The sequence below is a fragment of the uncultured Ruminococcus sp. genome, assembly GCA_902785355.1.
Lineage (GTDB): Bacteria > Bacillota > Clostridia > Oscillospirales > Acutalibacteraceae > Ruminococcoides.
The window spans coordinates 1-15,843 of the sequence record CACZYF010000009.1; the positions used below are offsets into that span (position 1 = coordinate 1).

Annotated in this window: 16 protein-coding genes; 9 read left to right on the forward strand and 7 right to left on the reverse strand. The window is 56.8% G+C overall.

All coding sequences use genetic code 11. The annotated features are described in order from the left end of the window. Positions 1 to 198: 198 nt before the first annotated feature. On the forward strand, positions 199 to 1,416 hold the full coding sequence (locus R2I50_RS03085; RefSeq protein ID WP_316607644.1) for a class I SAM-dependent rRNA methyltransferase: 1,218 nt from the start codon (positions 199 to 201) through the stop codon (positions 1,414 to 1,416). 73 nt (positions 1,417 to 1,489) lie between these two features. Here the strand turns inward: R2I50_RS03085 and R2I50_RS03090 are convergent, their stop codons facing one another. The 6 genes from R2I50_RS03090 to R2I50_RS03115 form a co-directional block, all read right to left on the reverse strand. After that, positions 1,490 to 2,278 (reverse strand): TPM domain-containing protein, encoded by a 789-nt coding sequence (locus R2I50_RS03090; protein WP_316607645.1) that lies wholly within the window; start codon positions 2,276 to 2,278, stop codon positions 1,490 to 1,492. A gap of 15 nt (positions 2,279 to 2,293) precedes the next feature. Next, positions 2,294 to 3,376 carry a hypothetical protein gene (locus R2I50_RS03095; RefSeq protein ID WP_201428075.1) on the reverse strand — a complete coding sequence of 361 codons (1,083 nt, stop codon included), beginning with the start codon at positions 3,374 to 3,376 and terminating at the stop codon, positions 2,294 to 2,296. 70 nt (positions 3,377 to 3,446) lie between these two features. Beyond that, complete coding sequence (locus R2I50_RS03100; RefSeq protein WP_316607646.1) at positions 3,447 to 4,778, reverse strand: SPFH domain-containing protein; 1,332 nt, start codon at positions 4,776 to 4,778, stop codon at positions 3,447 to 3,449. Positions 4,779 to 4,989: 211 nt separating this feature from the next. Next, a complete protein-coding gene (locus R2I50_RS03105; protein WP_316607647.1) occupies positions 4,990 to 6,162 on the reverse strand; it encodes an alpha/beta hydrolase-fold protein in 1,173 nt (390 codons plus the stop codon). A 3-nt stretch (positions 6,163 to 6,165) separates the two neighbouring features. Then, on the reverse strand, positions 6,166 to 6,504 hold the full coding sequence (locus tag R2I50_RS03110) for a hypothetical protein (RefSeq protein WP_316607648.1): 339 nt from the start codon (positions 6,502 to 6,504) through the stop codon (positions 6,166 to 6,168). A 13-nt stretch (positions 6,505 to 6,517) separates the two neighbouring features. Then, the gene (locus R2I50_RS03115) at positions 6,518 to 7,519 is read right to left on the reverse strand and encodes an FAD:protein FMN transferase (protein ID WP_316607649.1); all 1,002 of its coding nucleotides are present in this window, start codon (positions 7,517 to 7,519) and stop codon (positions 6,518 to 6,520) included. Positions 7,520 to 7,623: 104 nt separating this feature from the next. Here R2I50_RS03115 and R2I50_RS03120 point away from each other — a divergent pair, with 104 nt between their 5' ends. Genes R2I50_RS03120 through R2I50_RS03130 form a run of 3 tightly spaced genes read left to right on the forward strand, consistent with a single transcriptional unit; the run spans position 7,624 to position 9,672 of the window. Continuing rightward, entirely contained in the window at positions 7,624 to 7,989 is a 366-nt protein-coding gene (locus R2I50_RS03120; RefSeq protein ID WP_316607650.1) for a NusG domain II-containing protein, read from the forward strand. 4 nt (positions 7,990 to 7,993) lie between these two features. Then, entirely contained in the window at positions 7,994 to 8,497 is a 504-nt protein-coding gene (locus R2I50_RS03125; RefSeq protein WP_316607651.1) for a Gx transporter family protein, read from the forward strand. After that, positions 8,494 to 9,672, forward strand: a complete 1,179-nt coding sequence (locus tag R2I50_RS03130) for a serine hydrolase domain-containing protein (protein ID WP_316607652.1) — start codon at positions 8,494 to 8,496, stop codon at positions 9,670 to 9,672. The genes R2I50_RS03125 and R2I50_RS03130 overlap by 4 nt, the downstream gene beginning before the upstream one ends. A gap of 90 nt (positions 9,673 to 9,762) precedes the next feature. On the opposite strand, the gene R2I50_RS03135 is transcribed toward R2I50_RS03130, so the two are convergent. Further along, positions 9,763 to 10,521 carry a heparan-alpha-glucosaminide N-acetyltransferase gene (locus R2I50_RS03135; RefSeq protein ID WP_316607653.1) on the reverse strand — a complete coding sequence of 253 codons (759 nt, stop codon included), beginning with the start codon at positions 10,519 to 10,521 and terminating at the stop codon, positions 9,763 to 9,765. A gap of 196 nt (positions 10,522 to 10,717) precedes the next feature. Here R2I50_RS03135 and R2I50_RS03140 point away from each other — a divergent pair, with 196 nt between their 5' ends. From R2I50_RS03140 to acpP, 5 genes are all read left to right on the forward strand, one after another. Further along, entirely contained in the window at positions 10,718 to 12,349 is a 1,632-nt protein-coding gene (locus R2I50_RS03140; protein WP_316607654.1) for a DAK2 domain-containing protein, read from the forward strand. 148 nt (positions 12,350 to 12,497) lie between these two features. Continuing rightward, complete coding sequence (locus R2I50_RS03145) at positions 12,498 to 13,373, forward strand: DegV family protein (RefSeq protein WP_316607655.1); 876 nt, start codon at positions 12,498 to 12,500, stop codon at positions 13,371 to 13,373. Then, a complete protein-coding gene (locus R2I50_RS03150) occupies positions 13,370 to 14,494 on the forward strand; it encodes a hypothetical protein (RefSeq protein ID WP_316607656.1) in 1,125 nt (374 codons plus the stop codon). Before R2I50_RS03145 ends, R2I50_RS03150 begins: the two co-directional genes overlap by 4 nt. Continuing rightward, a complete protein-coding gene (plsX, locus tag R2I50_RS03155; RefSeq protein ID WP_316607657.1) occupies positions 14,491 to 15,492 on the forward strand; it encodes a phosphate acyltransferase PlsX in 1,002 nt (333 codons plus the stop codon). The genes R2I50_RS03150 and plsX overlap by 4 nt, the downstream gene beginning before the upstream one ends. Before the next feature lie 75 nt (positions 15,493 to 15,567). Next, on the forward strand, positions 15,568 to 15,792 hold the full coding sequence (gene acpP, locus R2I50_RS03160) for an acyl carrier protein (protein WP_201428088.1): 225 nt from the start codon (positions 15,568 to 15,570) through the stop codon (positions 15,790 to 15,792). Positions 15,793 to 15,843: the final 51 nt, after the last annotated feature.

Genomic DNA, 15,843 nt, shown 5'->3' on the forward strand with positions numbered 1-15,843 from the left:
CGTGGCATTTCCTATCTCACGTTTTCGATACGGATAACGCCCGTCATTCGCGGGCGACCGATGGTCGCCCCTACGGCACGATCAAGCGTCGGCTGTTTGCTGTATGCCGTTTCGTGAACAGGCGGTATTGCTATTGCACTTTTTCGATATCGTGTTATAATAAACCTATATTTATTCTGCATTTGAGAGGAGTTCAATATGGACAGAGGCTATCCGCGGGTGACCGTCAGTAGGAAGTGTGAGCGCTTTATCAGGGACGGTCATATCTGGGTCTATCACGACGAGATCAGGGAGATCAACGGCATATATGAGAACGGCGATATCGTGGACGTGATGACCGAGAAAGGGCGGTATCTCGGCTCGGGCTTCATCAACGATCACTCCAAGATCCGCGTGCGCATCCTGTCGAAGAACGCGAACGACCGCTTTGACCGCGCCTTTTGGCGTCGCAGGCTCGACTATGCCGTCGATTACCGCTTGACCGTGATGGGTGAGGATTTTTCCTCCTGTCGACTGGTGTTCGGCGAGGCGGACGGCTTCCCCGGGCTGACCGTGGATAAATTCGAGGATGTTCTGGTGACGCAGGTGCTGTCGCTGGGAATGGATCGGATCAAGGAACTGATCTTCTCGGAGCTGATTGGCTCTCTGCGCGAGCGCGGATATGAGATACGGGCGATCTACGAGCGCAACGACGTCAAGGTGCGCGAGCTCGAGGGGCTCAAGCAGTACAAGGGCTTTTATCATGCTGACGGGCTTCGCGATGACCTCGACGGCACGGTGGAGATCATAGAGAACGGCATAAAATACACCGTCGACTACGTCGAAGGACAGAAAACGGGCTTCTTTCTCGACCAGAAGTACAACCGACGCGCCGTGGCGAAAATCGCCGCGGGCAAGCGGGTGCTGGACTGCTTCACCCACACGGGCGCTTTCGCGCTGAATGCCGCGACGACTGCGGAGCACGTCACCGCCGTGGATATCTCACAGACCGCTATTGATATGGCAAAGCATAATGCCGCGCTGAACGGCTTGACGAATATCGACTTTGTAACGGCGAACGTGTTCGAGCTCTTGACCGAAGCGGACAGGGAGCACAAGCACGACTGGGACATGATCATCCTCGACCCTCCCGCCTTCACCAAAAGTCGCTCCACTGCACATTCTGCGGAGCGCGGGTATAAGGAGATCAACCTCAAGGCGATGAAGCTGCTGCCGCGCGGCGGCTATCTCGCGACCTGCAGCTGCTCTCACTTCATGCCCGACGACCGGTTCAGGAGGATGCTGTACTCAGCCGCAGCAGACGCGAACGTCAGCCTGCGACAGATCGAGTGTCGCCAACAAGCGGCGGATCACCCCATCCTCTGGGGCGTAGAGGAAACGGATTATCTGAAATTCTATATCTTCCAGGTGGTATGAACTGAATCCTATAAGCAATAAACCGGACAGCGGGCGCTGTCCGGTTTTGTTATCGTTCGTGATCAAAGGATCATCAGAAATTGGAGCCTCCGCCGCTGTAGGATCCGCCGCCGGAGCTTGAGTGGGAGCTGCTGCTCTCCTTGGGTCGGGCGGATTTGGTCACGGTGCTGTAGAGGTAAGTATCGCGTGAGGCGGTCACGTTCATACTGCCCGTGCGGGTGTAGTTTGCCGCGCCGTGCTGCATGCTGACGGTTTTGAGCTGACTTTTCAGGATCAGCATGATGATAGCGGAGATGACAATGCCGATACCGAAGGCAAGGAGCAGCTTGGTGAACGGAACATGAGGGGGAACCGCTTTCTTTAAGCCGCTCGCGATCGAGCTGAAAAAGTCATAATAACCGTTAGAATCGGGATTGTGGTTCTCGATCGCGTCGTTGCGGATATCGAGGCTTTCATCGTCCGTAAGGCGTTTTTCACATTTGCCGGTGCCGAAAACGCCAACATAGCGTTTTCCGTTCTCATCCGACAGGGTGACAAGCACCAGCAGACCGTCCTTGTTTACGCCGTAAACAGTTTCATAATACCTTTGGATATAGTCGCTCGCCGTGCCGTTAAATGAGAATTTCGCATTACTCAGATCATTGACAAAGGCAAACAGAACGTTGCATTTACATGTAGCGCTGAGATCGCTCAACTCTCCGAGCAGCTTGTCGCGTTCGGCGGGGGTCAGCTTCTCGGCGGCGTCGTCCAGCATGTAGCCGAAGTCGCCCTCCTGAGAGGAAACGACGGCGGCTCCGGCAGGAAGTACAGTGATCGTCAGGAGCATCGCAACCGCGAACAGGATCGCTAAGATTCGTTTCATCATCCCTGCACCTCCTTACAACAGCTGCGCCAGCCACATGCCGGCGTAGATGATCGCACCCGAGACGGCGGTGATCAGCGCGGCGACCTTCCAGAATTTGCCCTTATCGGTAGGAAGGTTGCCGACAAACTTGCCTGTCTGGCCGTTCATGGCAAAGATGAATTTTTCATCCTTGTAGGTAGTGTTGAGCAGCCACACGGGATAGAATGCGTACTTGGTCTTGCCGTTGTGCAGTCGAACGGAGGTGTACTCGGGGGTGACGGTGGCATAACCGTTCACGGTATCGCGGAAGGCGTCGACGGTGGATTCCTTGACGCGCTCGTTGGCGCGTGTAACGGACTGTTCGGCGTCAACGTCGTATTTATCGGCGAAGTAGCCGGACAGGTATGCGGTCTGAAAATCTACTGCGTCACGGAAGTCGTAGGGCTCCACGCTCTCCATCAGGTCGTTGGGCATCCGAGTCGAGCCGTCTACGGGGACATGGTCGAAGCCGATGCTGCCGGCACGGTAGATGGAGAAGTAGGAGGTCTCAGTGTAATTATAGTCGGAATCAGACCACATGCGGGTTCGGGTCGCGCGGTAGCGCAGATCGGCGTCCGCGTCGGCGTCGAAGAGCCAGAACGGGACGTAGATGCCCTTGATCTCGTCGATGTGGTTCTCATCCTTGAATACCTTGGGCAGTAGGAACTTGCCCTGTAGGTGCTTTCTGTACTCCTCCTTCGCTTTCTCCTTATCAAGCTTGAAGGGGATGACGTAATCGGGCTTTAAGTCGCCCTTGAACTGTTCCATCACGATGGCGTGGTTGCCGCAGAAGGGACACTCGGTCGCCGCAGTGTTCACGTCGCCGACGATCTCGCCGCCGCAGCTCTTACAGATATAGGAGCGCAGTCCTGTCTCTTCATCCTCGGTCCACTTGGTACCCGCGTCGGTGTTCCAGTCGAGGTTATCGGTACCGGCGTTCTTGAGGTCTTCATCATAGCCCTTGACCGCCTCAACATCGAATTCCGTATCGCAGAAGGGACATTTCAGCTTTTGGATCGTGCTGTCAAACGCTAGCGCGCCGCTGCAGCACGGACATTTATATTCATGTACTGCCATGATTCCTCCTTATGGGGACGGTTGAAAGAAAGGCTATAGATCGCCTATAGCCTTTCTGCGTATTGTTCAATTATACCTTATCGTTGTCGTCGAAGACATCGCCGCACTCGGGGCAGAACTTCGGCGGATGATGCGGATCCTCGGGCTCCCAGCCGCACTTGCTGCACTTGTAGGCAGCGGCAGCCTCGGGTCTCTTCTGACCGCAGTTAGGGCAGAACTTACCCTTGTTCACTGCGCCGCAGGAGCAGGTCCAGGTATCATCCTCGGGCTTCTTTGTACCGCACTCGGGGCAGAACTTACCGGTCGCCTGCTTGCCGCAGGAGGGGCAGGTCCAGCCGCCCTGAGCGGGAGCCGCCTTGGGAGCGGGTGCCGCAGGCTGCTGAGCCGCCTGCTGCTGGCCGATCTGGAAAAGGTTGGCAGCCTGACCGGCGCCTACGCCCTGAGCCATACCCATACCCATGAAGGCGTTCATCGCACCGTTCTGGTTGTTTGCGGCGTCCTGCATCGCCTGAGCCTGAGCGCCGACGAGGTGAGCCGCAGCCATGTTGGGATCGCGGAAGGCAGCGTTGCGCTGAACCTCCTTGAGCATCTTCTGATCCTCTTCGGGGAGGTCGACGTTCTGGAACGCGACGGATACGAGCTTCAAGCCGCGCAGCTGTCCCCACTTCTCGTCGAGGACCTGGTTCGCGGCGTCGAGGATCTCCTCCTCATGATCGGGGATCTCGTAGGGGCGGATCTCCATGTGGGAGACCTTGCCGAACAGCGGGCGCAGAGAGTTGATGAACTCGGTCTTGAGCTGCTTGTCGATCTCGGAGCGCATATAGTCGCCGCCCGCGAAGTTACCGCAAACGTTGGTGTAGAACAGGATCGCGTTCTCGATTCTATAGCTGTAGTAGCCGTTGCAGCGGATGCTGACGTCGAGGTCGATGCCGATACGGCTGTCGACGACACGGAACGGTACGGGGTTCGCGGTGCCGAAGGGATTCTCCATCAGCTCCTTGGTGTTGAAATAGTAAACGCGCTGATCCTTGGGCGGTTCGCCGCCGTAGGTGAAGCGCTTGCCGATCTCTTTGAAGGTGCGCTTGATGCTGTCGCCGAAGGAGCCCGCGAAGATGGAGGGCTCGGTCTGCGAATCATAGGTATATTCGCCGGGAACGGCGCAGTACTCGGCGACCTTACCCTGATCGACGATGATCGCGCACTGACCCTCGGCTACGACCAGACCCGAACCGTTGGTGATGACGTTGTCAGAACCCTTGGTGTTCGAGGAACGGCCGGAGGTCTTCTTCTGACCCTTGCGCGCGAGGACGTCCTTGGGCATCGCGTCGCATACGAAGTATTCTTTCCACTGGTCTGCGAGTACTCCGCCGAGGGAGCCCAGACCTGCTTTGATAAGACCCATAATCTTTTCCTCCTATAGTGAAAATATGGTGTTGTCAGCCGCCAAGGGTAGGGCGCGCGGCGGCTATGTACTTTCATACATAATAATTATACAATAATATACAGACGAAATGCAAGTGATAAAATGTAGAATTATATGTTCAATATTTGTCAGAACCCACAAAAGGAAACCGGACAGCCGCGGGGGTCGTCCGGTTCCTTGTTCTGTCAGATCACTTTTCGTCGATCGTTGCATTTTGTTTTGGGAAGACGTACTTGAGGTAGTCGGGGAAGACGGCGCGCCAGTACATCTCGTTATGCACGCCGTCGTCGTACAGCTTGATCGTCACCTTGTCGGCGGGATAGCCGATCTTTTTGAGGTTCTCGGGCATCGTGACGGCGCCGGTATAGAGCATCTGCTCGAGGTTATCGGACTTCGCGTTACCGCAGTAGAGGTAGATGAAGGGAGCGTTCTTTGAGAAATCTTTTTTGCTCAGGTACTCGACCCATGTTTGGTCGCTGTACAGGATGAACGCGGGGGAGAGCGCGCCTACCGAGGAGAAGAGGTCGGGATGCTCCATCGCAATGTAGAAGCACTCGATACCGCCCGAGGAGGAGCCGCAGATGTGGGTGTGCTCGCGGTCGGTATAGACGTTGTAGTTCTCGTTGATATAGGGCATGACGGTGTCAACGACGAAGTTGCTGAAATATTCGCCGTGACCTTCCTTGTAGCTGCTGTTGTCGACGTTTCCGGACTGTACCTCGCCGAGATCGGGGGTCAGCTCGTTGTCGCGCCAACCGTCGGCGTTCTCGATACCGACGATGATGCAGGGGTTGCCGTTCGAGACATTCATCGCCCTCACACTCTCTGCAACGCCCCACGAGCCGTAGGAGGTCGCCTGACGCTTGAAGAGGTTCTGACCGTCGGTCATGTAGATGACGGAATATTTCTCGGAACCGTTTGGATCGTAGCTGTCGGGCGTCCAGATCAGGATATCCTTCTTGCGGTTCTCGTAATCGAAGCTGACGCGCTTGTACTCCGGCTCGGGATAGCCGGTGTCGTAGGGGTAGAAGTGGTTCGAGCCCAGCACCCAGCCCTCGACGTAGTCGTTGAAGCTCAGCTCCTCGGTGGTCTTGTCGCCGACGGTGAAGATGACGCGGTCGAATTTTGCGGTATCCGCCTTGGCGGCGAACTGCGTGCCCTTTTCGGTGGTTTCCTGTTTTGTCATCTTGACCTCGAGCTTCTCGTCGCTGTCGGTGGAGAAGAAGGTCGCGGTAATGCTGTCACCGTTGTTCTCATCGATCGCATAGATGATGTGACCGTCAGACGCGGACTGACCGCCGCAGGCGGAAAGACCCAGCACGGCGATCATGGCGCAGATAAGGATACACAGTACTTTTTTCATGATTCATTCTCCTTTGTTGTTTGTATCGACTTTCCCGCGAGCCTGTGACAGCGGGATGTTAACGTCGTTGGTCTTGACCGAGTATGGGTTGATGTTCTTGACGGGCGGATAAGGCGGGGCGGAATTCGCCCAGCGGATCACCCCGCGCAGCACGAGCTGCCAGATAATCATATACAGCAGAAAGCCGCCGAAGTAGACCAGACAGTACCACCACTTGATGTACTGCGGGATGATGAAGTGTAGGATCAGCAGGATCCAGCCCGGGGTCGTCAGGCGGAAGTTGAGCATGATGTTGAACAGCAGCACGACTAAGAACGAGCCGCCGCGTGAAGTTTTACGCATAATTACTCCTTGGTTAGTTGATGGTTTCGATACGGAGATCGTAGCCCTGAGCGAGGGTGAAGCGGTCGGTGATCCCCTCCGTAAGGGAGATCGTGCCGTCGTCGGTGAGGATCACGAAGTCGAAGCCCGGGTGAGCGTGATAATATTCGATCGCCCTGTCGCGTCCCATGACGAACAGCGCGGTCGACAGCGCGTCAGCCGCCGTACCGTCGTCGGTGAGGATCGTGACCGACTGTACGCCGTTCTCGACGGGAGCGGCGGTCTTAGGGTCGAGGATATGGATGTAGCGCCTGCCGTTACGCTCGAAATAGCGCTCATACCCGCCCGAGGTCGCGATCGTGCCGCCGTCAAGCGACAGATAGCCGAAGTACGCCGCGGGGTTCCCGGGATCGGCAACGCCTACCTTGAAGGGGCTGCCGTCGGGCTTCCTGCCATATAAGCGGATGGTGCCGCCGAGGTTGAGCACCGCCGCCTGCGCCTTGCTTTCTTCCAATAATTTGCCGCAGCAGTCGGCGGCGTAACCCTTTGCGACCGCGCCGAGATCGACACGGGTATTGTCGGAGAGCTTCACGGAATCACCGTCGAGGGTAACTTGACGATAGTCGATCATTTCGGACAGCTTTTTCAGCTCGTCATCATCGGGGATACGGTAGTCGCCGGATGTAAAGCCCCATGCTTGTACAGCGGGACAGACCGTAAGGTCAAAGCTCCCGCCCAGCGCCTCGCTGAGCTGTAAGGAGCGCTTCAGCAGCGCGGCGGTATCGGCGCTGACGGAGGCGTTTTTCTCCCGGTTCAGTCGGTAGAGCTCGCTGCTCTCGTCCGTCATGTCGAGCAGGCTGTCGAGCTCGTCGATACGGCTTCGGAGCTGATCGCCGACCTTATCGTCGCCGTAGACCGTGAGGGTCATGAGCGTATCCATCGCCTCGAAGGAGGTCACGGCGGGCTTTGCAGGCGCACAGGCGCTCAGAGTGAGCAGAAGTATGGCGCAGATCGCGCCGCATAACAATCGTTTCATAACAGAAGATTATCACAGATCAGGCGTGAAGTCAATCTGTATTTGCAATTTGCGCTTTAATGTGTTACTATGACGATGTATCAAGATGAATATACGGAGTTTATATGAAACATAAACCAATTCTGATCACGATTTGCGTGATCTTTATCATCGGGATCATCGGGTCGGTATGGGTGCTCAATGCGCCGAAGAAGAGCTTCGTCCGCGTCGTGTCCGACGGCAAAACCGTCTATACCGCCGATCTCGGCGTGACCGCCGATACGTCCTTTGACGTCGAATATCAGGGGCACGTCAATACCGTCGAGATCAGGGATCATCGGATCCGCGTCAAGAGCGCCGACTGCCCCGATCAGACCTGCGTAAAGATGGGATATCTGCACAGCGCGGCGATGCCGATCGTCTGTCTGCCGCATAAGCTCGTCATCGAATTTACCGACAGCACCGACGGCGTGGACGCCATGACGAGGTAACGCCATGAAAGAGAACGTCAAACGGCTCGCGGAGCTCGGCGTGCTGACCGCTGTCGCGCTGATCATCTTCGTCGTGGAGTTACAGATCCCGAATCCCTTCCCGATCCCGGGCATCAAGCTCGGGCTCGCGAATATCATCACCGTTTACGCGGTGTATCATTACAGAGCTTATGAGGTCGCGATGCTGGTGACCGTGAGGCTGGTGCTCGGCGCCGTGTTCGGCGGGAACATCTCCGCCCTGCTCTACAGCGCGGCGGGCGCGTATCTCTGCCTGATCGGGATGCTGCTGCTCAAGCGCGTCATCGACGAAAAGCATCTCTGGATGGCGTCGGTGCTCGGCGCGGTACTCCACAACACGGGACAGCTGCTGATGGCGCTGGTGCTTCTGCGTACGCCGCAGTTATGGTTATACTATCCGTTTCTGCTCCTGTCGGGGTGTCTTGCGGGAGCCTTCACCGGGCTGTGCGCTCAACTCGTGACCGTGCGGCTGAAAGGATGGAAACGATGAAAATACGGTCGATTCTCTCAATCATATTGGCATCTTTGCTGTTCGTCCTGACCGCTTGTGCAGGCAGTAACGATACTCATCCGACAGAGGTGACGGAGGCGGTTTTTCCGACGGAGGAAAAAGTCGGCTCGGACACAGAGCTTGGCGACGCTTTTACCCGGATCGTCAAGAGCGACGGGATGCAGGGCGCTGTCTTAGCGGTTTACGGCGGGGAGGAGGTCTACGCCGAGGGCTTCGGCGAAGCGCTTGACGGCGTGCCGAATACGGTCGATACCCTCTACGGCGTCGCTTCGATCACCAAGCAATTCACCGCCGCCTGTATTTTGCAGTTGTATGAGGCGAAGAAGCTCGATCTTGACGACAAGCTCAACCGTTTCTTCCCCGATTACGCTCAGGCTGAGAAGATCACCCTGCGTCAGCTGTTGAGCCAGCGCTCGGGAATCCCCGATTATTCGGTCGAGACGCGCGAGGGGGAGATCGTCGCTTTCTGTGACGGGGATGAAACGCTCTCCGAGGCGGTCACACTCAGCACCGACAATACCGCCGCTGAGAATATCGCGCTGATCCGCGATATGGTGTTCTCGTCCGATCTGAGCTTTACCCCGGGCGAGCGCTTCGAATACTCCGATTCCAACTACGGACTGCTCGCCGCAATCATTGAGAAGGTCTCGGGTATGTCATATCACGATTATGTGCGGGAGCATATTTTTAAGCCGCTCCACATGATGCACGCTTCGTTCATCGATGATTCCGCCGACGTGAAGGACGCTGTGATCGCTCAGACCGACCGCGTTGCGTTCTCCGAGGACTATTACGCCGTTAAGGGCGCCGAGTACGGCTGCGGCGACCTCTTGATCTCGCCCCGCGAGCTGTATCTGTGGTACCGCGGACTGTTCGGCGGAAAGATCATCGGCGAGGCTTCTCTTAAAATGATGACAACGAATTACAGCACGGAGGAGGAGATCGGCTACGGCTTCGGGCTGATGCTCGCGACTGTCGGCGGGAGCGAGGTCATGTACCATACGGGCTGGATCCCGTCATGCAGCAGCGCCGTATTCTATATCCCCGATAAGGATTACTGCCAGATCGTGAGCGGTAACCGCTCCGTAGGCAATCCCCATCAGGTCGCGATCGCCCTGCTGGATCAGGCAATCGAACGATTATCACTTTCATAAACAAAGGTCATCCCGAGACGGCGTGTCAGGGGATGGCCTTTTATGTTGTATCGTTATTGCGAACATCCTATAATTAGAACGGTGTTGCCTTTATTTCGCTGTGACCGTGAACCAGAGCCAACAGAGTCCGTACAGGATCGGCTGGTGTGCCATGTAGATGATCAGGCTGTGCCTGCCGATGAAGTCGAGCACGGGGACGCGGCGGATGAAGGCGGCTTTCAGGCCCTTCTTCTCGATCAACCGCCATGCTTCAAAGCCGCTCAGGTACAGGAAGATCCACGGCAGAATCGGGAAGTAGTCGGCGGAGTAGAACCGCTCGTCGGGGAAGCCGAGGAACGCGAGAGAGCGGTATCGGTACAGCGCGTCGGGCAGACTGATCAAGGGGTAGGAAAAAATCCCGATATAACGGTGCGGTATGCCGTAGCAGAGCATGAACAGGATCAAAAAGATCGCCATGCCGAGCAGCGGCGGGATGCGGCTGAGCTCCCTGCGTATCGCGAAGGTGATGATCATGGAGATACCCAGCAGGTTCAGCACGCCGAACCATATCTGCTGTTCGGGGATGACGAGGACGGTGACGATCGTGATGAGAAAGCCGCACATACTGACGATGACGCCTCGTCGGTAGCCGTGGCGCGAGAAGTTGACCGCCATGCCCGAGATCAGGATGAAGGTGCCGCAGATCAGGCGCTCCCATACGATCGCGGCGGGATGCCGGTAGAAGTCCGCCCATACGCCGAACACACAGAAGATGTTGTAGCACAGGTGATAGGCGATCATGTTGACGATCGCGACGGCGCGGATCGCGTCGAGCAGGCTGTAGCGGGTAGGTGTTCTCTCGTTCGTCATAGGTTCCTCCGTCTTTTTGATAAAACTATCTTACAGGAAACGAAAGGTTTTTGCAATCTGTTTTTGCAGATTAGGTGGGTAGTCTTGTGCGTTTTCTTCACAATTGATCTGTGTGTTCTGTGATGACTTTTGTCGAATATTGTGATATAATTGTAAAAGCGTGTGCTTAAACCCATTTCCTATGAAAGGAATAATTATGATTACTAGCATTGACGGAAGATTATATCTGAACATGCTCCGCGCGGGCGCTCAGCGGCTGGACGCCAACCGGACGGCGGTGAACGACCTCAACGTTTTTCCGATACCGGACGGCGATACGGGCGATAATATGTTCATGACCGTGAACGCGGGCGCTGCCAAGGCGACTGAGAGCGAGCTGCTCGGCGATGTTGCGACCGACGCGGCGCGCCGGATGCTCCTCGGCGCGCGCGGCAACTCCGGCGTGATCCTCTCGCGTATCTTCGCGGGGATCGCGAAGGGGGTGGAGGATGCCGCGGCGCTGGATACCGTGGGCTTTATCCGAGCGATGGAGCTGGGCGTCGACGAGGCTTACGGCGCGGTCTCGACCCCCGTAGAGGGCACGATCCTCACCGTCTACCGTGAGGGCGTGGAAAAGACCGCACAGGCGAAGCCCGAGAGCTTTGAGGAGCTGTTCGATACCCTGCTGCCCGAGCTGACCGATTCGCTGGAGCATACCCCTGACAAGCTCGACGTTCTGCGTGACGCGGGCGTGGTCGATTCCGGCGGGGCGGGGCTCGTCTATATCGCTCAGGGCATGGGCGAGGCGCTCTCGGGCGGAGCGTATGAGGCGCTGTCGTCCTCCGCGACCCCTCAGAACGTTGATCTCGACGCCTTCACCGAGGACAGTGTGCTCCGGTTCGGCTACTGTACCGAGTTTTTGCTCCGTTTACAGCGCAGCAAGGTCGATATCGACCGCTTCGATACCGACGCTTTTACGGATTGGCTGAACAGCGTGGGCGATTCGGTGGTCTGCTTCAAGGAGGGCAGTATCGTCAAGGTGCATGTCCATACCAAGACCCCCGGCGATATCCTCAATCACTGTCAGCAGTACGGCGAGTTTTTAACCACCAAGATCGAGAACATGACCCTCCAGCACAACGGCAGTCACTCCATGCAGGAGCTGAAGCTTCGCAACAGGGAGCATCAGAAGCCTTTCGGTATCGTGACGGTAGCGTCGGGCGACGGACTAAGGGATCTGTTTACCTCCCTGGGCGTCGACGTGGTTGTCGACGGAGGTCAGAGCATGAATCCCTCTGCCGAGGAGCTGGTCAAAGCGTTCGATACCTGTAACGCCGAGACGGTCTATGTCTTCCCGAACAACAGCAATATCATCCTCACCGCCGAGCAGGCGGCAGAGCTGTATCAGGGCTCCGATATCCGCGTCGTCCGTACAAAGAATATCGGCGAGGGCTACGCCGCGATCTCGATGTTCGATCCCGATGCGGGCGATCCCGAGACGATCGTCGAAGGGCTGAACGAAGTCGCACGGGGCGTTGTCACCGGCATGGTGTCCCGCGCGTCCCGCGACGTCAGCGGCGAGGTCGAGGTCGTCAAGGATGATTACATCGGTTTCGTCGGCAATAAGATCTATGTCGATGAAAAAACGCCCGAAGCGGCGCTGACCGCGCTGTGTGAGAGCCTGAACGCGGGCGATTATGATATCCTGCTGATTTTGGCGGGCGGTGATACCGACGCGGGACAGGCTTCGAAAATGGCGGAAGGGCTCACCGCGAGCTACCGCCGCAGCGAGGTCATCATGCTCGACGGCGGCCAGCCGATCTATGATTACATTCTGATTTTGGAATGATCTGCTTCGGCACAAATTCGAAGAAAAAATGATAACGGATATGATCTGCATTGCGGGAGGGAAATCCAACCCCTTTTATTCGGTTGGGATTGCCACGTCATGACCTGCGGTCATTCCTCGCAATGACATCTTATATAAGGAGAAAGCCATGTTAATTCTGTTTACCGATACCGATACCGATATCACCCCCGCGCAGGCGAAGGAGTACGGTTACCACCTCATCAGTATGCCGTATTCGATCGACGGCGAGACCACCTACCCTTATGAGGACTTCGAGGAGTTCGACGCGCACGCGTTCTATGAAAAGCTCCGCGGCGGGGTATTACCGAACACCTCCGCGATCTCGACGCAGCGCTACAAGGATTACTTCGAGCCGCATTTCAAAAACGGCGACGATATCCTCTACGTCCACTTCTCCCGCAATATGACCGCCACCTTCGATAATATGGATATCGCGGTCAAGGAGCTTCTGGAGCAGTATCCCGACTGTCATTTCTATGAGATCGACACCATGGGCATCACCCTCTGCTCGTTGCAGACCGTGCTGGAGATCGGCGACCTCTACAAGGCGGGCAAGACCGCCGAGGAGCTGCTCGCTTACGCTGACAGAGAGGTGAAGAAGGTCGCGTGCTACTTCTTTGCGGATGATCTGCGATTCTTCCGCCACAGCGGCAGGGTCTCGGGTATCGCGGGTACAATGGGCACGCTCTTGGGTATCCGCCCCATCATCTATATGAACGACGAGGGCAAGATGGTCTCCGTCGGTAAGGAGAAGGGCAGAGTCAAGGCGATGGAGCGCCTGCTCAGCTATGTGGACGCGCTCGGCGAGGACGTCAAGGATCACCGCGTACTGATCGGCAACACCGACAGCCGCGATATCGCCGAGGAGATCGAGCGTATGCTCAAGGAGCGCTACGGCAGAGACCTGCGTACCATGATCGTCGACGTCAACCCCACTGCGGGCTCTCACTGCGGCCCTAATACCGTGGGTATCTGCTTCCACGGCAAGAGAAGATCATTATGATTACCGTACAAGAAGTCAAAACAAAGAAGCAGCAGCGACAGTTCGTGGACTTCCCGCTGGAGCTGTATAAGGATAATCCGTACTTTGTCCCGCCGCTGTACGGCGACGAGATGGGGATGTTCAAGGCGGGCTTCATCTACAACGAGACCTGCGATGTGGTCAATTATCTCGCATACGACGGCGAGAAGGTCGTCGGACGGATCCAGGGCATCATCCAGCGCGCCTCCAACGAAAAGAATCACGAGAAGCGCGTGCGATTCAACCGCTTTGATGCGATCGACAGCCGCGAGGTCGCCTCGGCGCTGTTCGGCGCCGTTGAGAAGTGGGCAGTCAAAAAGGGCATGGATACCGCCTGCGGCCCGCTGGGCTTCTCCGATCTCGAGCGCGAGGGGCTGTTGGTGGACGGCTTCGACCAGCTCTCCACCTTCGAGGAACAGTACAACGCCGCCTACTACGGCACACTGATCGAGAGCCTCGGCTATGAGAAGGAGGTCGACTGGCTCGAGTCAAAGATCTATCTGCCCGATCACGACGACGGCAGTATGAAGAAGATGGCGGACTTCGTCATGAAGCGCTATAACCTGCATCTGGGTGAAGCGAAGAACATCGACGATTTCATCAGAAAGTACGGCGACGACTTCTTCGGTCTGATCGATAAGGGCTACGAGCACCTCTACGGCACCGTGCCGTTCACCCGGGCGATGAAGGACGAGATCATCAAGTCGTTCAAGCTGATCGTTGACCTGAAGCACGTCGCGATCATCTTGGATGAAAATAACCGCGCGGTATGCATCGGTATCTGCTTCCCCTCGATCGCGAAGGCGGTACAGAAGTCGCGGGGCAAGCTGACTCCCGCCGCTCTGGTACGCCTGCTCAAGGCGATCAGGCACCCGAAGGTCATCGACCTCGGACTGATCGCGGTGGAGCCGAGCTATCTCAACCGCGGTATCTCGGCGGTGATCTGCAGCGCCGTGATGGATATGCTCAGGGACGACGGCATCGAGTATGCCGAGACCAACCTGAATCTCGAGACCAACAGCGCGATCCTGAATCAGTGGAAGCGCTTCAAAGAGGTGCGCCATAAGCGCCGCCGCGCGTATGTAAAGAGGCTTACGGAATGAAGATCATCGTAGACTGCTTCGGCGGGGACAAAAGCCCCTCGGCGAACGTAGAGGGCGCTGTCCTCGCCTTAAAGGAGCACAGCGACCTGAGCCTGATCCTGACAGGCGATGAAAATGTGATAAAAACGGAGCTTGACCGTCTCGGCTACACGGGCGATCATATCGAGATCGTCCATGCCCCGGAGGTGATCACCGGTGAGGATAAGCCTACCGACGCCATCCGCCTCAAGCGGGAGAGCTCAATGATCAAGGCGATCGCCATGCTCCGCAGGGAGCCGGATATCGCGGGTATGGTGTCTACCGGCGCGACCGGCGCGTTGATCGCCGCCGCGACCCTGAGGATCGGGCGGATCAGAGGGATCAGACGTCCGGCGTTCTGTCCGCTCCTGCCGACGATGGACGGCGGGATCGTAGGTATCTGCGATTCGGGCGCGAACGTGGATATCACCCCCGAGATGCTGGTGCATCAGGCGATCCTCGGCACGGCATATCTCAGGAACGTTTATAACGTCAGGAATCCCCGCGTCGCCCTCCTGAACATCGGCGTCGAGAGCGAGAAGGGCGACGACCTGCGCAAGACTGCTTACCCTATGCTCGAAGCGTGCGGGGCGATCAACTTTGTCGGCAACATGGAGAGCCGCGACCTGCTGTCGGGCAAGTATGATTTGGTTGTCTGTGACGGCTTCTCGGGCAACGTGCTGGTCAAATCGACCGAGGGTACGGCGCTCGAGCTGCTCAAAAAGCTGAAAAAGGATATCTACTCCAGAACCGTCTATAAGCTCGGCGCGCTGCTGATGAAGAAGATGTTCATGGAGGAGAAGGAGTTCATGAATTACCACAACTACGGCGGCTCCGTGCTGCTCGGCTGTGAGAAAACCGTCGTCAAGGGGCATGGCAGCTCCGACGCGAGGGCGGTGAAGATCTGCATCGACCAGGCGTACCGGATGTCCGCTGGCGCGATGAACGCCGAGATCGAAGCGGCTTTACAGCAATTGTAATATGTTATTGCGAGGAGCGAACACACGTGTTCAGCGACGCGGCAATCTCAACCGATAAAACAAAGGAGACTTATCATGTTTGAAGAACTGGCAAAGATACTGGACGAACAGCTCCATTTGAACGGAATGGAGATCACCCCCGAGAGCCGTATCAAGGAGGATCTCGGCGCAGACAGCCTCGATGTGTTACAGATGCTCATGACCATCGAGGAGGAGAAGGGCATCGTCATCCCCGACGAGGAGCTGGCGACCTTTGAGAAGGTCGGCGATATCGTCGCCTATCTCGAGAAGAATCAGTAATTGAAGATCATTACAAAATCAGCGCCCGGAGTAGCTGCTCCGGGCGCTGTT